Consider the following 22551-nt stretch of genomic DNA (forward strand, 5'->3'; position numbering starts at 1 on the left):
TGAAAGCAACAACATGAAAATGCGCAAAAAATCTGACCTGCCAAGTAAGCTATGTGTCACTTGCGGCTTGCCGTTTAGTTGGCGCAAAAAATGGGAAAAGGATTGGGAATCAGTCAAATATTGTTCCGAACGTTGCAGTCGCTCGCGGGTTCCAGTATCGGCGAAGTCGCTATGAAAAAGTTGATTATTTATTGGTTTCGGAATGATCTTCGAGTGGACGATAATCCAGCTTTGAATTATGCCTGTGCATTAGCAGAACGAACTGGCGCTGAGTTACTGACGGTGTTTTGCCATACTTCAGCGTACGGTGCAATGCGCGCTAGCCAAACCAAATGGGGTTTCGTTCGCCTATCTACCCATAGACAAAAATTTCTGTGCGATAGCTTGAAAGATTTACGTCGTCAATTGCATCAATATGAATTTTCTTTGCTTGAACTAGATGGAGAATTGAGCGCGCAAACCGAGTTTTGGGCATATCTATCGCAACACTATGAATTGCAGACTCTCGTCTGTGAGGAGATAGCTGCACCTGAAGAAGTGGCGCAGGTTCGGTCTTTGCGAGCATTGAAATTACCCGTGCATACGGTTTGGCAGTCAACGATGTACTCGCCCGAAGATTTTGATTTTGCTCTGACACAGATGCCTGATCAATTCACCGCATTTAGACATAAGGTAGAGCAAGGCGCTTATCCTTGTCGTCAGCCACTATCTTGCACATTGTCAAAAAATTTCGCCTTAGATGATCCAAATTTACAAGCGTTGTCGGTGCAAATGCAAAGCGAGGAAGAGGTATTTGTCGAGCATCTTGAACAAGATAGTCGTTCCTCTTTCCCCTATAGAACTGCCGAATTTTGTGGTGGAAGTCAGGCAGCTTTGCAGCATCTAGAGCACTACTTTTCTACAGATTTAGCACACAGCTATAAGCAAACGCGTAACCAGTTGCACGGAACAGAATTTTCCACAAAATTTTCTCCATGGCTGGCAAGCGGTGCTGTGTCGCCGTCCCAGATTATGGCGGCCTTGCGTGTGTTCGAAGATGAAAAGGGCAAGAGTGATAGCAGTTATTGGATTTGGTTTGAATTGTTATGGCGTGACTATTTTCGCTTTTTGCACTGCAAATACGGCGTATGGCTTTATCGTGCCAGTGGTTTATCCAAAACACCTGTGAGTTTGCCAGCCTTCGATGCTCAAAAATTTCAAGCATGGACGCAATCCACAACGGGTGAGCCGTTGATCGATGCTGCAATGCGCGAACTTGCCACTACGGGCTATTTGTCGAATCGATTAAGGCAGCAAGTAGTGAGTTATTGGCTGCATGAGCTTCGCGGTGATTGGCGGGTTGCGGCAGCTTGGTTTGAATCGCAATTACTTGACTACGATATCTATAGTAATCAGGGTAATTGCTTGTACTTGGCCGGATTAGGTACTGACCCGCGCGGCTACCTGGGTGGGCGTTGGTTCGATCCGCAAAAGCAGGCGAAGCAACATGATGCTGACGGTGTATATCGCCGGCTGTGGAATACAATTTCAAAAGCACTATGAAAAATCACAAGAAAAAAGTCCAGACCTTGCGCCTGATTTTGGGCGATCAGCTTAATTCACAACATAGCTGGTTTGAACACCAGCAAGACGACGTGCTGTACGTCATGATGGAAGTGCGGCAAGAAACTGATTATGTCTTACATCACGCGCAAAAAATTATCGCGATTTTTGCGGCCATGCGTGAGTTCGCACGGCGTTTGAAAATGGCAGGGCATCGTGTGCATTATCTGGCGATCGATGATGTTGAAAACCAGCATGAGATTCCCGCGAATATTGAAAAATTAGTCTCTATTTATCAAGCCCAAGAGTTTCAATATCAATCTCCGGATGAATATCGTTTAGATCAGCAATTGCAAGTATTTACGCAAAGCACAGCGCTGCGTTGTCACATGTTCGACAGTGAACACTTTTTTACTGCGCGAGACGAAGCTAACAAGATTTTCGACGGCCGTAAAAAGTGGTTGATGGAGCATTTTTATCGACAAATGCGGGCGAAGCATCAAGTCTTAATGACCGATCAAGATCCCGCAGGTGGCGCCTGGAATTTTGACCATGATAATCGTAAAGCCTGGCCCGGATTGCCGTGGGAGCCAGAAGATTTTCGGTCGCGTCATGATCATAGTCTGCTGTGGGCAATAATTCAAAACGCTGGCGTGAAAAGCTTCGGTGAACCCAATGCGACCGAGTTTGCTTGGCCTTTGCACAGGGATGAAGCGCTTCAGCAATTGCAGGCTTTCATACGATTGGCACTGCCGCATTTTGGTGATTTTCAAGATGCGATGAGTAGTAAGGCGTGGCGTTTGTTTCACTCGCAATTGTCATTCGCATTAAACGTCAAGATGATCAGTCCACGTGAAGTGATCGATGCGGTCGAAGCTGCCTGGGCTCGCGGCGATGTGCCGATTGCAGCAGCAGAAGGATACATACGGCAAATCCTCGGCTGGCGTGAATATGTACGTGGCGTGTATTGGCATTTCATGCCCGATTACGCGCAAGAAAATGTGTTCGATCATCAAACTGAATTGCCTACATGGTTTTGGACGGGCAAGACCAAGATGCGTTGTTTATCGCATGCCATCGGTCAATCTTTAAAACAAGCGCATGCGCATCATATCCAACGCTTAATGGTGATAGGGAATTTTTCATTGCTCGCAGGTTTGCATCCACAACGCGTACATGAATGGTATCTCGGCGTGTATATCGATGCGTTTGAATGGGTAGAACTGCCAAATACTTTGGGCATGAGTCAATACGCCGATGGTGGTGTGTTAGCGACTAAGCCTTATGTATCGAGTGCCGCATACATTGATCGAATGAGCGATTATTGCAAGGGGTGTCACTACGATAAAAAGCAACGTACGACGGAAAATGCTTGTCCGTTCAATGCGCTATATTGGGATTTTTTTCAGCGCAATGAAAAACAATTATCGAGCAATCCACGCATAGGCATGGTGTATCCGCAATTACGCAAGATGAGAGAAGAGGCGCGCCATGATTTGTCTGAACGCGCCAATTATTTGCGTCAAAATTTAAATGAATTGTGAGATGTAGATGAGTCGAATAAATCAAAATCAACCGTCAGAGGTCAGCAAGCTTATCAAGTTGAATCCTAAAAAACTCTTGCTCAGTAAATGGACGGCGGTGCAGGTGGTCGCAAAGCAAAAACATTATCTGGTGAGTCGCGTAGTGCAGCCTGAAGATTTTAATTTGCCAATTACCCAGATTGAGATTGAAGCGGTTTATTCGGGCGAAAAGCGAATTATTTTCTGGCGCGAATTACAAGATAGCTCGCGTTGGAAGCAGGGTTGGGTGTAAGGATAGCTAGCGCAATGGAGAAATTAGTAGGGCGGGTGCAACCCGCGCCGCCTAAACGTAGACCTAGCGAGATCGATGCATGTGCAGCGCGGGTTTCACCCGCCCTACGAAAGAGTGTTACTTGTCATCGGAAACGCAATCGTATCGCCGTCATTCCTGCATGCTTTAAGCAGGAATCCAGTGTCTTAGTTTGATCGACGAACGCCACTGGTCTCCTGCATGCGCAGGAATGATCATGAATTTTACTCGTTTGTTCCAAGGTTTTAATCTCTGAAAAAAGGTTCACCCATGCAATTACATTCATTCCCAGACGGTTTCCGCGCATGCGTCATCGGTGCGAGCGGTGCGATTGGTGCAGCATTTGTCGAAGCACTGCAAAACGACGCTCGTTGCGCCAGAGTAGTAGCACTGCATAGAAACACCGTGCCCGCACTAGACTTAAGCGATGCGAATAGTATCGAAGCAGCCGCAGAACACATCAAATCACAAGGCCCATTTCATCTCATCATTCACGCCGCAGGTATTTTGCATCAGCAAGATTTTATGCCCGAAAAAAAGCTGGGTGACTTGAATATGGAGCAAATGCAAGCCACCTTCACGGTGAACACCTTTGGCCCAGCTATGGTACTACGCCATTTCTCACACTTACTCGACAAACAGCGCGGTGTGTTTGCGCTGTTATCAGCGAAAGTTGGCAGCATAGAAGATAATCGCTTAGGTGGTTGGTACAGTTATCGAGCCTCGAAAGCGGCTTTGAATATGATGATCAAAACGGCAGCGATTGAGATCAAACGGTCGCAGCCCAATACCGTTGTGATCGCCATGCATCCGGGTACAGTCAATTCGGCATTGTCGCGACCGTTTCGTGGTGAGCAAATCGGTAGACCACCCGCGCAGGCAGCAAACGAAATGCTTGGAGTCATAGATGGTTTGCAGTCGGAAGACAGTGCGAACTTTGTCAGTTATAACGGAGAACGCTTGCCTTGGTAAATGGCGCGAGTAGAATGCAGTTCTTGTATGATGATCGTAGTGATTGTCTAATTCGCTTGAAAGAAAACTTCATGAAATTGAACTTGTCCGTAAAGAAAATAGATTTTCAAACCTGGTGCAAACGTGGTCTGTCGTTGGGCTTGCTGCAGCTTTTGCTCGCCTGTGCAGCCATCGATCCGAATCACATTTTGACTCGCCGTATTGGTAATGACGCACCACCTGTTGGTGTCGCACTCGATACTGATACTAGACAGCGTGCCTATGATTTTGTCTGGAATCGTGTGAATGACGCCTATGTTGATCCTAATTTAAATGGCGTCAATTGGAAAAAAGTCGGACAAGAGTATCAACCCAAAGTTTTAAGTGCAACGACCGACGAAGCGTTTTGGAAGAGTTTGGATAGCATGGTGGGCGAACTGGGTGATGCGCATACGCGCGTACTATCGGCGAAACAATATGCCTACGATAAAGACAAACGCAGTTATACCGTAGGGTTGGGCGTTGCTGATTTGGGCGGTGAGCTGATCGTGACTAGCGTTGCGAAAGACTCACCAGCCGAAAAAGCAGGCATCGTTAAAGGTAATAAAATCGTCAGCGTGGAGGGTGTTAAAGCGAATGATTGGTGGCAGCTACAGTTGAGCAAGGCGCGCAAGAATTCAACAGAGCGCGCGCGTTTTAAGACCGTGAAACGGATTCTCAATAGTGGCGATCTGGACGCGCCTTCAGACAGTATCGCTTTGCAAGTTGAGCGCAATGATGGCACGCAAACTGAAGTCACTCTATTGCGCACAGATTTACCACGCAAAGATAGCTTGACTAGCAAAATGCTCGCTGATGAAGTTGGCTACCTGCGATTGACAGGCTTTGATGCCGCGCTAGGTAAAGAACTGGAAGCGACTTATGACAAAGTCAGTACTGCCAAAGGACTCGTGATTGATCTGCGCGGCAATGGCGGCGGAGCGCTCAACTTGTCATTGGCGATGATGAATCAGCTAGTGAATGGAAAAATCGCGATTGGTAAGCGTATCACCCGCACAGGCAAACCAGCCACTTTGTTTTTCGGCTTAATTAGTACGGGAAAATTAGAGTTAGAATTACAAGGCGTGAAAAATCCTTACTTGGGGCCGGTGGTAGTTTTGGTCGATAGCGACAGCGCCAGTGCCAGCGAATTTTTTGCAGGGAGCTTGCAAAGCATAGGTCGTGCAAAAGTCATAGGTGAAACCAGTTGCGGATGCCTGCTCGGCTATATGGGCTATGCCAATGTCCCGGGCGGTGGCGCATTAGCCTACAGCGAATTGGATTTCGCCCCTTTGAATGGCAAACGCATAGAAGGCGTGGGCGTCATACCAGATCAAGCCATTAGCGTCACGCGGGCAGATTTATTATTGAATAAAGATGCAGGATTGGAAGCAGCGGTGCAGATATTAAAAGGCATGCAGCAGGAGAGTGTGGTGAAACTGGCTAGCTCAGCTGAATTGAATTTGCAGAACTAGCCTGAATTTTTTAATCCTCAAAACTCGCCAGTGTTTGACGCTGGCGATTCACCACTAATCGCGTGACATCGGGTCGTGAATAATGACCGGTCACGTCGAAATTCTGGCGTTCACGTCGAACTTGATTTCTATTCAGCGTAGCGATCAGCAAACATTCCCGATCAACGACAGGTTCAACGACCCAACTGCCATCTGGTGCGGCGATACAGGATCCGCCATTTGCTAACATCTCAGGACAACGTGCGAGAATTTTATCGAGATGCGGCGTATCAGCCGGAATATCTTGTTTCCGCATCAGACCTGACACAGCAATGCTAAAACTGCGGCCTTCTTTTGCAATGAAGCGGGTTAAGTCTTCTGTATTACGCAAATTACCAGGCCAAATTCCCACATGCAAATCTTCACCTTGTGCATACAAAGCGGCTCGCGACAAAGGCATCCAGTTTTCCCAGCAATTCAAACCCCCAACGGTAAAACCATCCAATGCATGGGTGCGCAAACCATGACCGTCACCGGCAGCCCACGTCAAGCGCTCTTCGTAAGTCGGCATTAGCTTGCGATGCACCGAACCGATCATGCCATCTGTGCCGATGTACACACAAGAGCAATACACGCTATAACCAGTGCGATCTTTTGGCCGTTCCAAACAACCGAGCATGACAGCGATCTTATGTGTTTTCGCGGCCAAGCAAATACTCTCCAAATCACCAGCTTCAATATCCACACCTTGTTGCACATAGAAGGCATGCAAATCTTTTTGCACATCATCATTAAAACGCGCACCATCAGTGAGATCCAACCAAAATGGATAACCGGGCAATAGAGTTTCACCAAAACAAACCAAGCGCGCACCTTCCTTCGCGGCTTGCTGTATGTAGTCGATGATCTTCGCGGTTGTTGCGACTCGGTTGAGCCAGACCGGTGCGATTTGGGCTAGGGCGACGGTGATGTGGTCTTGTTGTTTAGAAGTCATTGCGATGCCTTGATGTTAGGTATTTGTCAGAAACAATGCTCAGCCGCAGGAAAACTCTTGTCCTTAACAGCTGCCACATAAGCCTTAATCGCATCATCAATATTGGTTTGACCATCCATAAAATTCTTTACAAAACGCGCTTTTCGTCCTGGGAAAACGCCGAGTAAGTCGTGCATGACTAAGACTTGACCTGAACAATCGGGGCCAGCACCTATGCCTATGGTTGGGATCTGTAAAAGGTCAGTGACTTCTTGTGCTAAACCCGCTGGGATGGCTTCTAAAACCAATAAGGCCGCGCCAGCTTCTTGCAATAAGTGTGCGTCGGCTTTGAGCAAATCAGCTGCAGCGATGGTTTTTCCTTGAACTTTATAGCCGCCTAATTGGTGTACAGACTGTGGCGTTAATCCTAGGTGGGCGCAGACTGGGATGGAGCGTTCAGTGAGGAATTTGATGATAGGGGCGATCCATGCGCCGCCTTCGACTTTGACCATTTGTGCACCGGCTTGTATCAGTTGTACTGCGTTGGTAAAGGCGGTTTCGGGTGTTGGGTAGGTGCCAAAAGGCATATCGGCTACCACAAAAGCTTTGTCATTCCCACGGACTACGCTGGCGGTGTGATACGCAATATCGGCGTTGGTCACGGGCAAAGTGGAACTGTGTCCTTGGCAGACCATGCCGAGTGAGTCACCGACTAATAAAACTTCGACACCGCAGCGATCCATCATGGCCGCAAAGCTGGCGTCATAGCAGGTTAGCATGGTGATTTTTTCACTCTGTTCACGTAATGTGTTGAGTGTCGTGATGGTGACCGCTTTGCGGTCTTGTAAGTATTCAGCCACGATGTTTCCTTTGGTGTGAAGTGGATTGACTTGGAAGCCTAACTTCTAAAAATAAAATACACAGCGCCTACTAAGCAAAACCCCGCCCATACATAGTCTAACTTAAACGGTTGATTCATATATATCATCGAAAAAGGCACAAAGACTAAGAGCGTCAAAACTTCTTGCAGGATTTTGAGTTGCGCCAAACTGTATTGAGTGTAACCGATACGATTCGCTGGTACTTGGAGTAGATATTCGAAAAGTGCGATGCCCCAACTGACAAACGCCGCAATATACCAGGCTTTGCTGTTGAGATTTTTGAGGTGACCGTACCATGCAAAAGTCATGAAGACGTTTGATAGTATCAATAGCCCGGTGGTTTGCATGATGACGGGAATTTGCATGACGATCGTTTTTGCGTTTAGATTTTGGATCTAAAGTTTGCGGATGCCTTGATCCGCGACGGCTTGAGCGAATTGATGCGCAGCACCTTTGCCGGGAATCTCAATAAAGGGATCGAGCTGCAACAGAGGAATCAACACGAAGGCACGCTCCGTCATACGTGGATGTGGCACGGTCAAGTGTTCGGTATTGATTGTTTGCTGACCATACAGTAGCAAATCGAGGTCCAAGGTGCGTGGCGCGTTACGATACGGGCGTTCACGACCACAGGCGAGTTCTAATGCTTGTAAATGTTCTAGTAAAACCTGCGCTTCTAAATCAGTTTCCAATACTGCAACGGCATTAATGTAGTCGTCGCCACTGGAGTCTATCGGTGCGGTGATGAATAGCGACGAGGCTTGCTTGAACTGTGTTTGCGGTAAGCTGCGTAATTTTTCAATTGCATACTCGACCATCGCACGTGCGTCACCGAGATTGGCACCGATACCGATGTAAGCGCTGATCGTCATGGCTTTATTCTGCGTTATCCGCTTTAGGTTTGCTGCTAGCGTTTCGGTTCGGACTGCGGCGTGGGCGACGTTTTTTTGCTGGTGCGCTTTCCGCAGTTTTCGCTTTTGGCTTAATGCTCAGTAAGCGTACGCGGTCTTGCTCATCGCCATTGATAAAGTCGGTCCACCATTCGCCTAATTCTGCGTCGATTTCCCCGGAAGCACAACGCAGTAATAAGAAGTCGTAACCAGCGCGCAGACGATTATTTTCTAAGAGCTTGTAGGGTGCTTTGCCTATGCGTTTTTCAAAGCGCGGTTGCATCGCCCAGATGTCGCGCATGTCGGTACCGATTTTGCGTTGCAAGGCGAGGGCATCTGTTTGCGTATTCAAAACATCATCGGCCGCTAAATGCAAAGCAGGAATAGGCAACTCACCTGACACTTTATAAGCTTCCCATTTTTCCACTACTTGATGCCAGAGCAGAGAAGCGAATAAGAATCCAGGGGATACTGTTTTACCTTGCTGTACACGCTCGTCGGTATTCGCCAAAGCCAGCGTGACAAAACGTTCACCTAAAGGTTGTTCGAGCACGACATCGAGTAAGGGCATCAAACCGTGATGCAGGCCTTCTTTGCGTAACTGCTGTAAGCAAGCCATCGCATGCCCGCTCATTAAGAGCTTGAGCATTTCATCAAACACGCGGGCGCTTGGCACATTATTAATCAACGCTGCCATCACTTTGATTGGTGCGCGGGTTTCGGCATCGATGGTGAATTTGAGCTTGGCAGCGAAGCGCACAACGCGCAACATGCGGATAGGATCTTCACGATAGCGCAATTCTGGCACGCCAATAATACGCAAAGTTTTTTTACGAATATCGGCAATGCCGCCATGGTAATCGAGCACCGTTTGACTAGCAGGGTCGTAGTACATGGCATTGATGGTGAAATCGCGCCTTACCGCATCTTCATGTTGCTCACCAAAAGTGTTGTCGCGCAAGACGCGGCCATGTTCATCTTTTGGCGCTTCGTGCTTAGCTGCACCTCGGAAAGTTGTGACTTCGATTAAGTCTTGCCCGAACATCACATGCACGATCTGGAAACGGCGACCAATGATAAAGGCGCGGCGGAATAGACGTTTTACTTGCTCAGGCGTTGCATCAGTGGCGACGTCGAAATCTTTAGGCTTTACGCCGAGTAACAAATCACGCACCGCGCCGCCGACGATGAAGGCTTTAAAGCCGTTGTCTTGCAAGGTTTGCGTGACGCGTATCGCGTTATTCGATACCAGTTCTGGATCGATGCCGTGTTCTTTCGCGCTCAAGGCTTTTGGCTTATTTTTCTTAGCGCTCGCTTTGCCTTGATCGATGGTGTCGTCAGGGCTTTTAACGCCTAGGATTTTGCGTATAAATTTCTTAATCATGCTTTTTATGCTTAGTTGTGCAGCTCAAATAATTGTAAGGTCGGCCAGCCATGTGCTTTTGCATGGGCTTGTAGTAGTTTATTCGGATTGGTCGCAATCGGGTGAGTCACGATAGAGAGCAAGGGAATATCGTTTTGTGAATCGCTGTAAAAATAACTCTTATCAAAATCACTAAGTTGCTTACCTTGTCCCGCCAGCCATGCGTTTAAATGCGTGACTTTGCCGGGACCTGAAGTCGGCACACCGCGCAGTTTACCAGTCAAATTGCCTTGTTCGTCCAAATGTGGTTCAGCTGCCAATAAATGCTCAACGCCCAAGGCTTGCGCGATCGGTTGTGTGACGAAGCGATTGGTTGCCGTGATGATGGCGATTAAGTCGTTTTGATCTTGATGCTGTTTGATTAAATCAAGTGCAGCTGGCAAGAGGGCAGGGTTGATCACTTCTTGCATAAACTGCGCGTGATAATCGTCTAATTGCTGGCGTGAGAATTGTGCCAGCGTGCCTAATGCAAATTCCAAATATTCGACAGGATCCAAGGTGCCCGCTTGGTATTGTGCGAAAAATTCCGCATTGCGGCGTCCAAACTCTTCAGCATCAACAGCACCGATACGACACAGGAACTGACCCCATTCGTAATCCGAATCAATCGGCAATAGCGTGTGGTCAAGATCAAAAAGTGCGATGTTTTGCGTGGATTGTTTAGTCATAAGCATGCTCAAAATGTTCACTATGCAGGCAATTCAAAAAATTAATCTGCATGATCTCTCTGTAATAATTCGCGCAATAAGGGTAGTGTAATCGGGCGCTTGGTTTCCAGCGAATAGTGATCAAGTTCGCCCAGCATCGAGGTCAAAGAGCGCATATCGCGGCGGTAGTGTGTAATAAGATAGGGTAACACGCCTTGTGCTAATCCTATGCCTTTTGCCTGTGCCGCGCGTTCTAAGGCATCAATTTTGTCTTCATCTGATAAGCCGATTACTTGATAAATTAAGCCCCAGCCAAGGCGCGTGCGCAGATCGTCACGCACATTCAAAATCATCGGTGGGTGATTGCCAGCGGCTACAAAAAAAGCACCATTGGCACGCGCTTCATTGAATAGCGCAAAAGCGTCAATCTGTGCCGCAGCTGACAATTGATCGCAGTCGTCGAGCAGATAAAGATCTACCTCTGGACTATACCAAAATTGCTCCTCAGGCGCGTCGGCGTTGATATAGCGAGTGTTGGGCGCTTGCGCAATTGCGTGCAGTAGATGCGTTTTGCCAGCGCCCGCTTCGCCCCATAAATACACGGAGCGCTCGCCATATTGACTGGCGATGCGCTCTGAGAATAGGCACAAAATCTGTGCCAGTTCTGCATTTTGTCCCACTACAAAAGTATCTAAGGACGGAAGGCTCTCCGCATCCAGATCAAGTAAAAGCTGTCTCATTATCATGAATATCGTCAAAAAACCAATTTCGTATCACTCATCAGGGATGAATTATGATTGACGATAAAAGGAACTATTTAGGTAGGAAAGGCGTAAGTTTTTCGCAGCAACCGAGATTACTGCAGATGCAGGTAAGGCGACCAGAATACCAATAAAACCAAACAACTGACCAAAAGCCATTAAAGCGAAAATTACGGTCAGCGGATGTAAGCCGATACGCTCACCAACCAATTTTGGTGTCAAAATAAAGGATTCTAAGGCTTGACCAATGCCGTAGATGATACCGACAGCGATCAAACCATGTAAATCGTTAAATTGCAGTACCGCGCTGACCAAGGCGAGAAACAGGCCCAAACCATAGCCTAGGTAGGGAATGAATACCAGCAAACCAGTCAAAATACCGACCGGTAACGCCAAATCAAAACCAGCGATTGCTAAGCCAAGAGTGTAGTAGATCGCCAAGATCACCATCACCATGATTTGACCGCGTAAGTACTGCGCCAGCAATTCATCCACTTCTTTGAACCAGGTCTGCGTTTGTTTTAACCAGCGACGGGGGATGAAATTACGTAGACGCCCCATGAGAGCATGCCAATCTACCAACAGGTAAAACAATACAATGGGGATCAAAATAAAGTTGGCTAACATCCCCAACACTGCGGTACCCCCAACTCGGATAGAGGAGAGCACGGCTTTGCCGATAACGTCCCCACTGGTGGCTAAATGATCACTGATAATGGCTTTAATGCCTTCGCTATCGATATTGGCTTGTATGCCAAAGTCGCGCAGGATCGGGCCAAGCATGGCGTTGAAGCGATCGAGAAACTGGGGAATTTGATTGTGTAAAAGGGGAATTTGCTTTTGTAAAATTGGCACCATGATTAAAACAATCGCCAAGATACAGGCAACAACTAATAGGATCATCAAGGTGGCCGCGATCGGGCGAGGCAGATGGATCCCTTTGATTTTTACTTTACACAGCTTGTCGAGCCAAGGATTGAGGACATACGCTAAGATTGCCGCCACAATAAACGGCATCAAAATCGGGCCAAGTAAAGATAGCAAAAGTATAAAAGCGAAAGCGACGCTCAACCATGTGATGGTTTGCTTTTGATTGCTGGTCAGATTAAAGGGCATAGTCTTTTCTTGGTTGAGCAAATGTTGAAACCGCTAGTTTGCCTAAAAACTAGGTAAAACCTAGGTCAATTTGTTAAAATAGCGGTTTTGGATGTGCTGAAAATCGTTTTTTTCATGAATTTAGTGTGAAACAACTGATTTTGAACATCCTCGTTTCTGGCAATTCCGCTATTTTACCGCCTCAAGCCCCTACTGACGAATATCCTATGAGCACAAATACTCCTGTTTCTCTTTCTTATGCCGACGCTGGTGTCGATATGGTTGCTGGCGACGCGCTGGTCGATGCGATCAAACCATTCGCAAAACGCACGATGCGCGAAGGCGTGATGGCCGGTATTGGCGGTTTTGGTGCGATGTTTGAAGTCAGCAAAAAATATAAAGAGCCAGTGTTGGTTTCTGGTACGGACGGTGTTGGTACGAAGCTGAAATTGGCTTTTCACCTGAATCGTCACGATACCGTTGGCATCGATCTGGTCGCTATGAGCGTCAACGACATCTTGGTGCAGGGCGCTGAGCCTTTGTTCTTCCTTGATTATTTCGCTTGCGGCAAATTAGATGTGGCAACGGCGACCGATGTGATCAAAGGCGTGGCATTTGGCTGCGAACAAGCAGGCTGCGCATTGATTGGTGGTGAAACGGCTGAAATGCCTTCTATGTATCCAGAAGGTGAATACGATTTGGCTGGTTTCGCAGTCGGTGCTGTAGAAAAATCTAAGATCATCGACGGTAGCAAAATCGTACCAGGTGACGTAATCCTGGGCTTAGCTTCTTCCGGCATTCATTCCAATGGTTTTTCTTTAGTGCGCAAAATCATCGAAGTTGCAAATCCCGATTTGAACGCAGATTTCCACGGCCGTAGCTTGGCGGATGCTTTGATCGCACCAACCCGTATTTACGTCAAACCTTTGCTGGCCTTGATGGCGAGCATGGAAGTCAAAGGCATGGCGCACATTACCGGTGGTGGCTTGGTAGAAAACGTACCACGCGTTTTGGGCGATAAATTAACTGCGATCTTGGATAGTAAATCTTGGGAAATGCCACCTTTGTTCAAATGGTTGCAACAACACGGTGGCGTCGCTGATGCAGAAATGCACCGCGTATTCAACTGCGGTATTGGTATGGTCGTGATTATGTCGGCAGATCAGGCTGATGCGGCAATGGCGCAATTAGCAGCCGCCGGCGAGACCGTATTTAAGATTGGTGCTATCCGCGCTCGTGAGGGTGACGAGCATCAAACGATAGTCGTATAAGGTGGTAGTAGACAAGTTAATAGTCGATCAGTTGTTAGTGCATTGACGATTTTCATTTTAAAAAAACGCACCTTCAGGTAATGACGGTGCGTTTTTTTGTTGGGTCAAGCATTTGTAAATTTTCACTGATCGATTGGCTAATAAGTACCGTGTGATGTTGCTATTTACTGATGTAGAGACTCCCACAAATTATCCCAATCTTCTGCTTTAAATGTGCCTTCACGCTTCAAAGTAATCTGCCCATCGGGCGAAATCAGGTAGTGGCTGGGGTCGACATTCATTGTGCCAAACCCAGTAATTGCTTCTGCGTTCCCGCGCCAGATTATAGGGAATTGTTGATTTTTTGGAATGCTCGCTGAAAGTATTCTCGTGTAGAGATCAAAATTTGCCTGTGTCTTGTCGGTATTGACGCCTATTAATATGAAATCTTTGGCGTTGTTATCACGATAGAATTCGCGCATCAATTTCAAATCACGGGCGCACACACTGCAACCCGCACTGTAAAAACTGATTAAGATTGTTTTGCCCGCATAGTTTCGTAAATCAATTTTTTTGCCGTTGTAATCGGTTCCGATGAGCGCTAGTTTTGGCGCAAGCTTTATTTGTTGAGCAAAAACTGGGGCGCTTAAACTGAACGCTAGTGCAATCGCACTTATTTTGAATAGTAATTTGTACATAGTCGCCATGAGATTGGTTTTAAAAGATTCATTTGGCGATTAGTCGAGACACGAGAGAATAAATTACATATTTAGTGAAAAAAAATCCCAAACAAAGTGGCTTGGGATTTTTTTGCTTAATTAGTATTGCAGTTAGGTTCGACAATTACTTCCGAATTCGATTATTTCGCCATGCATGAGGTTCATGGTCAGTGATCGTCGAACTGCCAATCAAGGCTGGTGGCGGAGTATAGCCGCTAGCGCCACAAATGCCTGATTTGCTGTAAGCCGCTGCATTCGCAAGCAGACGTTCATTAAGTGTACCTAAATCATGTTCTAAGTCGTCTGTTGCCGGGCAGGTCGGGGCAAAACCGTTTACATAACCGCCTTTGCCTGCATCATTAATACCATCAAATTCAATGGCGAAATATGCTGTATTGCAGTTGTCAGTTTGGCTAAAACCGTAAGGCTTTCCACAAGTTGTACCGCCTATCGTAATGACTTGTACGAATGGCGACAATCCATTGATGATAGATTCACTGGCAGAACAAGTACGCGCACTGGTTAATACGAATACACGCGTCAAATTAAGTTGCGGTAAATCCATGCCAGAACGTGATTTGTTAGTGAACATGAATTTGCTCTGAGCGGTCCAATCAGCATGTTTGTCGTTGTATTGCAATTGCTCAAAAACATGACCCTGCGCTTTGGTGCCCGCAATCATGGAGGCGACTTCATTCGCGATATAAATATATCCGCCACCGTTGTAGCGGACATCTAAGACAAGATCGTTAATTCCTTGTTCTTTAAATTCGCGCAGGCTATTGACTAGGGGATCTGATGCGGTCGCAATATGATCGGTGAACACCAGATAACCTAAGCGACGGTTGTCTGCTGTGGTGATGATTTTGTTTTGTAATACGGGTTTGGTGATAACTGTGGTAGCTTTCAGGTCGACGCTGCGTGCCGTGCTGGCACCGACATCTTTGATTTCAAAGCGCGTCGTGGTTTGTGAGCTGCTCGGGTAAAGTGCAGCGATTTGATTGTCGTAGCTGATTTGTCCAATCGGTGTGCCATTTAATCCTATGATTTGCGCACCGCGCTTGATTTGTTGTAAATCGGCGGGTGAACCTGGTTGGACATAGGCGACGCGCAATTGATTGTTTTGATTGACTAGCTTGTACCCAAAACCTACATCTTCACCGGCCTCAAAATATCCATCAATTTCATCTTTATTCGCAGTGAAACTAAAACGGTCATTTTGTTTCACGAGCAATGCGTCAAAATAACTTTGTGGTGTGCTGTAATTGGCCGCTGGAACATCGACAATCAGTTTGTACCAAAGATAGACATCATTTAAATGTGCTCTGACCCAAGATTTTTCCACGCTTGGGGTGCAAATATTTGCATACACACCTGGCAAGCCAATTTCCGTATTGCCTCCACTCGAATTGTTATTTCCAGTATTCGTGTTATCCGTCGTCGCAACTGAGCACACGCCGGTGCCATTTCCGCACAGCTTTAAACTGCTATTCGAATTGCCACCGCCGCCACAACTGCTCAAAGATAGTGACAATAAAAGACAGGAGAGTGCGGCTGTTGTCGTCGATAGTTTGTTAAGCATTGTTTGCCTCAATTGTTTTCGTCCGGTTCGAGTTCATCGCGTTGATTATGCCGATGTTCAATACTGGCGCAGCTGGTTTTATTCATTGTTTGGCATCTAAGCCTAGTCCCTGAGCAGTATAATCCAAGTTGTTTGATAAAAAAATAAACGTATCTAAAAAACAAATCTATCGACAAGAGTAGAGAGAAATATTTGTACTTCGCCTCGCTCGTAAATGGATCGATTTGTATGATTTGCGGAATCTACTTGGGTGTAAGTTTATCCAAATTTCACAGAGGAATTATGTCTTTACAACGTTGCGGATGGGCCAATGCTGCCAATCCATTGTATTTGAAGTATCACGATCAAGAGTGGGGCGTGCCATGCCATGATGAATTGCGTTTGTTTGAAATGCTGAATTTGGAGGGCGCGCAAGCGGGCTTAAGTTGGGAAACGGTCTTGAATAAACGAGAGAATTATCGTCTAGCTTTTGATGCATGGGATGCGAAGAAAATTGCTTTATATGATGAGGAAAAGGTTGCTGGGCTAATGCAAAACGCGGGGATTATCCGGAATCGATTAAAAATCCAAGCAGTAATTTCAAATGCTAAAGCTTACTTGCAGTTGTGTGCCGAATGTGGCGGACTAGATGTCTATTTGTGGAAGCATGTGCAAGGCACGCCGATAGTTAACAATGGGGAGCGCATTGTCACGACCGACTTATCTGATCAAATTTCTAAAGACCTGAAGAAGCGTGGATTTAAATTTGTTGGCTCAACGATTATTTACGCTTACATGCAAGCAATCGGCATGGTGAACGATCACGTGCATGATTGTGCATGGCGCCAAACTCCCGTCGCATAGCCATGAAAAAAAAGAACATTGTAGAAGCGCTGGTTAACGAACATCCAGATGTATTTGTTTCTGAATTTAGAGGCGTGCGGTCATTGCATTTGGCTAGTGCGATTAACGCTGATACTAGTTGCGCGCCGATTCAAGGATCAATGAGGCTGGCGGTGCCAGATCAAATTGAACTTGAATACGTACAGCAAATGAATCTGTGGATGTTGTTTAATATGGCGCCTAAGCATATTGTGCAACTAGGATTGGGAGCAGCTTCGCTGACAAAATTTTGTTATCGGCATTTCCCCGACGCAGTTGTTACTGCGGTAGATTTAAATCCAAAGGTCATTGCCATGTGTCGTGAGCAATTTAAGCTACCCGTAGATGATGAGCGCCTACATGTGCTCGAAATGGACGCTTTCGATTTCGTACGCAATCCGGCGCGTCACGGCAGAATCGATGTGATCCAGGTGGATTTGTATGATGCTGAGGCCGAAGGGCCGGTATTAGATAGTGCTGAATTTTATGAAGCATGTGCGGCCTGTCTGACGTCCGAAGGCATGATGACAGTTAACTTGTTTGCGAGTGATGTGCAACGTCGAAAAAATATAGAAGCAATGCAGGCTTTTTTTGATGTGGTCGTGTGGTTGCCTGAGGTGCACGACGCCAATGTCGTGGCTATCGCATTTAAGAAGGCGCCGGAAATTGATTTTGAAATTTTGTATCAGCGCGCTGCAATTTTGCGAGTGAATTACAAATTGCAAGCGCCTGTTTGGGTGAATGGCTTAAAGGCTTGGATGTTACGCGAAGACGATTGAACTAACTCATCTTGGCGTGAATGGAGTCTTTAAATTGAGTCAGTTCACATCAAATTCATCATCTCTTAAAACCTCCGCCTGCAAAGTAATATGATCAATGCCGTGTTTCTCCAAAAGCATTTTCTTGATGCTTTCTAAAATACGTGGCCATGCACTTAGGTCATCAATTTCTAAATGCCCGATGAGTGCAGGCTGACCTGGTGACATATCCCAAATATGTAAGTCATGGACAGAAGCGACACCAGGTGTAGCTTCCAAATCGCTGCCAATTTGTACGTAATCAATGTGGTGTGGGACACCTTTCATTAAGAAATGAAAGGATTCTTTGAGTACGCCGATGGTGGACTTTAAGATTAGTAGAGAGACAAAAATGGACAATATAGGATCAATCGGCATCCAGCCGGTGTAATAGATGATGCCCCCAGAAACAATTGCAGCAACAGATCCTAGTAGATCTCCCATCACGTGAATCAGTGCGGCGCGCGTGTTCATGCTGTCTTTATCGTGTGAAAGCACCCATGCGACGACAATGTTAATTGCTAAGCCAATCGCAGCAACGATCATGACTATGCCGCCTTGTACTTTTTCAGGTGTTGCCAGTCTTTGCAGAGCCTCAAAACTAATCCAAGCGACAACGCCAAGCATGATCAGACCATTGACAAATGCTGCCAATGCTTCAGATCGTCCAAAGCCAAATGTATGTTTGGCCGTTGGCGGTCTTTTGGCGATAATTTGTGCGAGTAGCGCCAGGCCAAGTGCAGCAGAGTCAGTCACCATGTGACCTGCATCAGAAATCAAGGCTAGTGAATTTGACAGGAATCCAAAAACAATCTCAACACCGGCAAAAAATAATGTTAGGCCAAGTGCCCATGCCAAAATCGATTGACTACGATCAGCGAAATAGTGCAGATGCTCGGCATCCCCATGGCGATGTGCATGAAGATGTGCGCTTTTCTCGAGATTGTTGTGGGCGTGTGAGTCGTGAGGCATAGTTGAGTGATGTCATGTGATTGATCCCGCATTGTAAGGGATTTATGTTTAGATGAATGGGCAAACTAATTATGGTTGGAATTTCATTCCACCTGAAATTGGCATGGAGTGGTGTGATATTTGCTATGCAGTCGTAAGTACTTAGTAACTGTTTCGTAAGAAAGTTCCAAAAAGCACTTTACGATTTCTAAGTTGTTTGCTATAGTCTCGGCTCTTCGGGCGGTTAGTTCAGCTGGTTAGAATACTTGGTCGACATCCAAGGGGTCGCAGATTCGAATTCTGCACCGCCCACCAGAATTTAGTAAAAATAAGCAGTACTTTGTAAGAGCGAGAAAGGCATCATGGTTATGACACCGCGAACTACGATCACATTCCTTTGTGAGCGACGCTAGTCGAGGTGTTTTTTCGTCTTCAGGTACGATAAAGAAACGCGGCTAGTCCGCGTTTTTTTTCGTCTAAAGATTTGTTTGAATTTTAAAAAAGTAATTTTTTTGGCTTAGGCCCGTATGGAGATGAATATGATTTCAATTCGATTGCCCGATGGTTCGCAACGACAATTTGAGTCCGCTGTCACAGTGGCGCAGGTTGCTGCCAGTATTGGTGCGGGTTTAGCGAAAGCTGCCTTGGCTGGTAAGGTCAATGGTAAATTGGTCGATACCTCACATTTGATCGAATCCGATGCTGATTTGGCGATCGTGACTGATAAAGACGCGGATGGCTTAGAGGTTATTCGTCACTCTACGGCTCACTTGTTGGCCTACGCGGTGAAGGAGTTGTTCCCAGATGCGCAAGTGACAATCGGCCCTGTGATCGAAAATGGTTTCTACTACGATTTCTCTTACAAGCGCCCATTTACACCAGATGATTTGGTGGCCATTGAGAAGAAGATGACTGAATTGGCAAAAAAAGACGAGCCAGTCACTCGAAAGGTTTTGCCGCGTGATGAGGCGGTGGCTTACTTTAAGTCAATTGGTGAGGCCTACAAGGCGGAAATCATTGAATCGATTCCTGCTGATCAGGACGTGTCGCTTTACACAGAGGGTAGCTTTACCGATTTGTGTCGTGGTCCTCATGTGCCATCAACTGGCAAGCTTAAGGTGTTTAAGTTGATGAAGTTGGCGGGTGCATACTGGCGCGGTGATTCTAAAAACGAAATGCTGCAACGTGTCTACGGTACAGCATTTGCGAAAAAAGAAGACCAAGAGCAATACCTGCATATGTTGGAAGAGGCAGAGAAGCGCGATCACCGTAAATTGGGTAAGAGTCTGGATTTGTTCCACTTCCAAGATGAAGCGCCAGGTTTAATTTTCTGGCATCCAAAAGGATGGACAATTTGGCAGCAAGTTGAACAATACATGCGTAAAGTCTACCAAGACTGCGGTTATCAAGAAGTGAAAGCGCCACAGATTTTGGATCGTACTCTGTGGGAAAAGACCGGTCACTGGGAGAACTATCGCGAAAACATGTTCAGTACGGAATCTGAAAATCGCAATTACGCATTGAAGCCGATGAATTGTCCTGGTCACGTGCAGATTTTTAATTCGAATATGCGTAGCTATCGCGAATTGCCTTTGCGTTACGGTGAATTTGGTCAATGCCATCGCAATGAGCCGTCTGGTGCCTTGCATGGGATTATGCGTGTGCGCGGCTTTACGCAAGATGATGGTCATATCTTCTGTACCGAAGATCAGATTCAAGATGAAGTGATGGCTTTCCATCCGCAGGCGATGAAAGTGTACGACGATTTCGGCTTTGAAAATATTCAAATTAAGCTGGCACTGCGCCCTGAAAATCGTATTGGTTCCGAAGAAATTTGGGATAAAGCAGAAGACACTTTGCGTGCCGCTTTGCGCAATTGTGGTATGACCTGGGAAGAGTTGCCGGGTGAGGGTGCTTTCTACGGTCCTAAAATCGAGTATCACTTGAAAGATAGCTTGGGTCGTCCATGGCAAGTCGGAACAATGCAGGTTGATTTCTCTATGCCGGGTCGTCTGAGTGCGGAATATGTGTCGGATGATAATTCACGCAAAGTGCCTGTCATGCTGCATCGTGCTATTGTTGGCTCGATGGAAAGATTTATTGGTATTTTGATCGAAAATCATGCTGGCGCTTTGCCAACTTGGTTGGCTCCAGTGCAAGTTGCGGTACTGAATATTTCTGAGTCTCAGGCTGAATATGCCAAATCTGTCGCAGAAAACCTGAAAAAACAAGGCTTTAGGGTGCATACAGATTTGCGTAATGAGAAGATTACCTATAAAATACGCGAACATTCCATGCAAAAATTGCCTTACATCATCGTAGTCGGTGATAAAGAACGGGATGCAAATACAGTGGCTGTGCGTACGCGCGGTAATCTGGACTTGGGTGTAATGACTCAGGAAGCCTTCTTGGATCGCCTCAAAAACGACTTGGAAACCAAGGCTTAACCAGCTTTTGCCCGCGAAAAAGTACAGCCTGTTTATTTAAATTTTTGAAGGAAACTAAGATAGCTACCGATAAGTCACATCGCATCAACGGCGAAATTACAGCGATAGAAGTGCGTCTGTCCGGCGTTGAGAACGAGCCTTTAGGCATTGTTAAATTAAGTGAAGCATTTCGCTTAGCCGAAGAGGCCGAAGTAGATTTGGTGGAAATCGCGCCAACCGCGCAGCCGCCTGTTTGCCGATTGATGGATTACGGCAAATTTAAGTATCAAGAGCAGAAGAAGGCACATGAGGCCAAACTGAAGCAAAAAGTTGTTTTGGTCAAGGAAGTGAAATTCCGTCCAGGTACAGATGATGGTGATTACAACATTAAGTTGCGTAATCTGACTAGATTTTTGGATGACGGCGATAAAACTAAAATTACTTTGCGTTTCCGTGGTCGTGAAATGGCTCACCAAGAAATTGGTATGCGTATGCTAGAAAAGCTGAAACTTGATCTTGAGCCGTACGGTCAGGTTGAACAGTTTCCTAAAATGGAAGGACGCCAAATGGTTATGATCCTTTCACCGAAGAAGAAGAAATAATTTGTAGGGTGGGCTACAACCCGCCACACGAACGAAAAGAATTTGTAGTGAAAGCGAATCGTAAGAATCGTGATTGCAACAAAGGGTATTGAACTCGATTTCAAACCCATGCTAAGTGAGAAGTAGGCATCCAAGAGTAACGTCATTGTTGCCACCTACCATCATATAAAAGGAGCTGTCGTAAGACAGAGATGTTATGCCTAAAATGAAAACAAAGAGCTCTGCAAAGAAGCGCTTTCGCGTCCGCCCAGGTGGAACAGTTAAATGTGGTCACGCTTTCAAACGTCATATTTTGACTAAGAAAACCACAAAGAGTAAACGTCAATTGCGTGGAATCACGAACGTTAATGCTGCTGACGTAACATCCGTCAAACGCATGATGCCAACCGCTTAACCCATACTCAATATTTAAGGAGTTATTATGCCTAGAGTAAAACGTGGGGTTACCGCTCGTGCCCGCCATAAGAAAGTTCTCGATTTAGCCAAAGGCTATCGTGGTCGTCGTAGCAAGGTATTCCGTATTGCTAAGCAAGCAGTTATGCGCGCTGGTCAATATGCATACCGTGATCGTCGTAATAAGAAACGCGTATTCCGCGCATTGTGGATTACTCGTATCAATGCAGCATCCCGTCAACATGGTTTGACTTACAGTGTGTTCATGAACGGCTTGAAAAAAGCGAACATCGAACTCGACCGTAAAGTGTTGGCCGATATGGCTGTGATGGACAAACCAGCATTTGCTGCGATTGTTAATCAAGTAAAAACGACTTTGGCTGCTTAATAAGCCATAGTCTGCATATTCGCCATTCGCGAATCTGCAAGATGAGCGGGGCAGAGGTTCAATCCTGTGCCCCGTTTGTTTTTCTGAAGGGCT

General features: G+C 46.3%; 24 protein-coding genes and 1 tRNA gene. 14 read left to right on the forward strand and 11 right to left on the reverse strand.

All coding sequences use genetic code 11. The features are described 5' to 3' along the window. Positions 1 to 19 precede the first annotated feature (19 nt). The 6 genes from ACO0KW_RS03855 to ACO0KW_RS03880 all read left to right on the forward strand — a co-directional run bounded on the left by ACO0KW_RS03855 (position 20) and on the right by ACO0KW_RS03880 (position 5840). On the forward strand, positions 20 to 175 hold the full coding sequence (locus ACO0KW_RS03855; protein ID WP_423051957.1) for a DUF2256 domain-containing protein: 156 nt from the start codon (positions 20 to 22) through the stop codon (positions 173 to 175). Continuing rightward, positions 172 to 1542: a DASH family cryptochrome gene (locus tag ACO0KW_RS03860; RefSeq protein ID WP_423050819.1), complete on the forward strand. Its 1371-nt coding sequence runs from the start codon at positions 172 to 174 to the stop codon at positions 1540 to 1542. Before ACO0KW_RS03855 ends, ACO0KW_RS03860 begins: the two co-directional genes overlap by 4 nt. Beyond that, on the forward strand, positions 1539 to 3086 hold the full coding sequence (locus ACO0KW_RS03865; protein WP_423050821.1) for a cryptochrome/photolyase family protein: 1548 nt from the start codon (positions 1539 to 1541) through the stop codon (positions 3084 to 3086). The genes ACO0KW_RS03860 and ACO0KW_RS03865 overlap by 4 nt, the downstream gene beginning before the upstream one ends. 7 nt (positions 3087 to 3093) lie before the next feature. Continuing rightward, positions 3094 to 3357 carry a TIGR02450 family Trp-rich protein gene (locus ACO0KW_RS03870; protein ID WP_423050823.1) on the forward strand — a complete coding sequence of 88 codons (264 nt, stop codon included), beginning with the start codon at positions 3094 to 3096 and terminating at the stop codon, positions 3355 to 3357. A gap of 288 nt (positions 3358 to 3645) precedes the next feature. Next, positions 3646 to 4347 carry an SDR family NAD(P)-dependent oxidoreductase gene (locus ACO0KW_RS03875; RefSeq protein ID WP_423050825.1) on the forward strand — a complete coding sequence of 234 codons (702 nt, stop codon included), beginning with the start codon at positions 3646 to 3648 and terminating at the stop codon, positions 4345 to 4347. A gap of 71 nt (positions 4348 to 4418) precedes the next feature. Continuing rightward, positions 4419 to 5840: a S41 family peptidase gene (locus tag ACO0KW_RS03880; RefSeq protein WP_423050827.1), complete on the forward strand. Its 1422-nt coding sequence runs from the start codon at positions 4419 to 4421 to the stop codon at positions 5838 to 5840. Between the two features lie 10 nt (positions 5841 to 5850). Here the strand turns inward: ACO0KW_RS03880 and ACO0KW_RS03885 are convergent, their stop codons facing one another. The 8 genes from ACO0KW_RS03885 to ACO0KW_RS03920 are packed head-to-tail and all read right to left on the reverse strand — an operon-like array spanning position 5851 to position 12510. Next, on the reverse strand, positions 5851 to 6813 hold the full coding sequence (locus ACO0KW_RS03885) for a carbon-nitrogen hydrolase family protein (protein WP_423050829.1): 963 nt from the start codon (positions 6811 to 6813) through the stop codon (positions 5851 to 5853). Positions 6814 to 6839: 26 nt separating this feature from the next. Next, the gene (gene panB, locus ACO0KW_RS03890) at positions 6840 to 7652 is read right to left on the reverse strand and encodes a 3-methyl-2-oxobutanoate hydroxymethyltransferase (protein WP_423050831.1); all 813 of its coding nucleotides are present in this window, start codon (positions 7650 to 7652) and stop codon (positions 6840 to 6842) included. Between the two features lie 38 nt (positions 7653 to 7690). Continuing rightward, positions 7691 to 8038, reverse strand: coding sequence for a DMT family protein (locus tag ACO0KW_RS03895; RefSeq protein WP_423050833.1), 348 nt, complete (start codon positions 8036 to 8038; stop codon positions 7691 to 7693). 30 nt (positions 8039 to 8068) lie between these two features. After that, positions 8069 to 8545, reverse strand: coding sequence for a 2-amino-4-hydroxy-6-hydroxymethyldihydropteridine diphosphokinase (gene folK / locus ACO0KW_RS03900; RefSeq protein WP_423050835.1), 477 nt, complete (start codon positions 8543 to 8545; stop codon positions 8069 to 8071). Positions 8546 to 8549: 4 nt separating this feature from the next. Next, positions 8550 to 9947, reverse strand: coding sequence for a polynucleotide adenylyltransferase PcnB (pcnB, locus tag ACO0KW_RS03905; protein WP_423050837.1), 1398 nt, complete (start codon positions 9945 to 9947; stop codon positions 8550 to 8552). Between the two features lie 11 nt (positions 9948 to 9958). Then, positions 9959 to 10654 (reverse strand): HAD family hydrolase, encoded by a 696-nt coding sequence (locus ACO0KW_RS03910; RefSeq protein WP_423050839.1) that lies wholly within the window; start codon positions 10652 to 10654, stop codon positions 9959 to 9961. Between the two features lie 41 nt (positions 10655 to 10695). Continuing rightward, positions 10696 to 11373: a DnaA regulatory inactivator Hda gene (gene hda, locus ACO0KW_RS03915; protein WP_423050841.1), complete on the reverse strand. Its 678-nt coding sequence runs from the start codon at positions 11371 to 11373 to the stop codon at positions 10696 to 10698. 51 nt (positions 11374 to 11424) lie between these two features. Then, positions 11425 to 12510, reverse strand: a complete 1086-nt coding sequence (locus ACO0KW_RS03920) for an AI-2E family transporter (RefSeq protein WP_423050843.1) — start codon at positions 12508 to 12510, stop codon at positions 11425 to 11427. A 206-nt stretch (positions 12511 to 12716) separates the two neighbouring features. On the opposite strand from ACO0KW_RS03920, the gene purM reads away from it, so the two are divergent. Beyond that, entirely contained in the window at positions 12717 to 13760 is a 1044-nt protein-coding gene (gene purM / locus ACO0KW_RS03925; protein WP_423050845.1) for a phosphoribosylformylglycinamidine cyclo-ligase, read from the forward strand. Between the two features lie 164 nt (positions 13761 to 13924). Here purM and ACO0KW_RS03930 read toward each other — a convergent pair whose 3' ends face one another. Continuing rightward, positions 13925 to 14437: a peroxiredoxin family protein gene (locus ACO0KW_RS03930; RefSeq protein ID WP_423050847.1), complete on the reverse strand. Its 513-nt coding sequence runs from the start codon at positions 14435 to 14437 to the stop codon at positions 13925 to 13927. Positions 14438 to 14582: 145 nt separating this feature from the next. Then, positions 14583 to 16040, reverse strand: coding sequence for a S41 family peptidase (locus tag ACO0KW_RS03935; protein ID WP_423050849.1), 1458 nt, complete (start codon positions 16038 to 16040; stop codon positions 14583 to 14585). Positions 16041 to 16322: 282 nt separating this feature from the next. Here ACO0KW_RS03935 and ACO0KW_RS03940 point away from each other — a divergent pair, with 282 nt between their 5' ends. Both ACO0KW_RS03940 and ACO0KW_RS03945 read left to right on the forward strand, forming a co-directional pair. Beyond that, a complete protein-coding gene (locus ACO0KW_RS03940; protein ID WP_423050851.1) occupies positions 16323 to 16883 on the forward strand; it encodes a DNA-3-methyladenine glycosylase I in 561 nt (186 codons plus the stop codon). A gap of 2 nt (positions 16884 to 16885) precedes the next feature. Beyond that, on the forward strand, positions 16886 to 17680 hold the full coding sequence (locus tag ACO0KW_RS03945) for a spermidine synthase (protein ID WP_423050853.1): 795 nt from the start codon (positions 16886 to 16888) through the stop codon (positions 17678 to 17680). Positions 17681 to 17719: 39 nt separating this feature from the next. On the opposite strand, the gene ACO0KW_RS03950 is transcribed toward ACO0KW_RS03945, so the two are convergent. Further along, positions 17720 to 18670 carry a cation diffusion facilitator family transporter gene (locus tag ACO0KW_RS03950; RefSeq protein ID WP_423050855.1) on the reverse strand — a complete coding sequence of 317 codons (951 nt, stop codon included), beginning with the start codon at positions 18668 to 18670 and terminating at the stop codon, positions 17720 to 17722. 217 nt (positions 18671 to 18887) lie between these two features. Between ACO0KW_RS03950 and ACO0KW_RS03955 the strand changes: the two genes are divergently transcribed. The 5 genes from ACO0KW_RS03955 (at position 18888) to rplT (ending at position 22458) form a co-directional block, all read left to right on the forward strand. Then, a tRNA-Val gene (locus ACO0KW_RS03955) sits at positions 18888 to 18964 on the forward strand. Positions 18965 to 19188: 224 nt separating this feature from the next. Further along, a complete protein-coding gene (gene thrS, locus ACO0KW_RS03960; protein WP_423050857.1) occupies positions 19189 to 21096 on the forward strand; it encodes a threonine--tRNA ligase in 1908 nt (635 codons plus the stop codon). Positions 21097 to 21140: 44 nt separating this feature from the next. Next, positions 21141 to 21677 carry a translation initiation factor IF-3 gene (gene infC / locus ACO0KW_RS03965; RefSeq protein WP_314860632.1) on the forward strand — a complete coding sequence of 179 codons (537 nt, stop codon included), beginning with the start codon at positions 21141 to 21143 and terminating at the stop codon, positions 21675 to 21677. A 196-nt stretch (positions 21678 to 21873) separates the two neighbouring features. Next, on the forward strand, positions 21874 to 22071 hold the full coding sequence (gene rpmI / locus ACO0KW_RS03970) for a 50S ribosomal protein L35 (RefSeq protein WP_314860630.1): 198 nt from the start codon (positions 21874 to 21876) through the stop codon (positions 22069 to 22071). 27 nt (positions 22072 to 22098) lie between these two features. Beyond that, on the forward strand, positions 22099 to 22458 hold the full coding sequence (gene rplT, locus ACO0KW_RS03975; RefSeq protein ID WP_186889230.1) for a 50S ribosomal protein L20: 360 nt from the start codon (positions 22099 to 22101) through the stop codon (positions 22456 to 22458). Positions 22459 to 22551: the final 93 nt, after the last annotated feature.

The sequence above is a fragment of the Undibacterium sp. Ji22W genome (genome assembly GCF_049340305.1).
GTDB lineage: Bacteria > Pseudomonadota > Gammaproteobacteria > Burkholderiales > Burkholderiaceae_D > Undibacterium.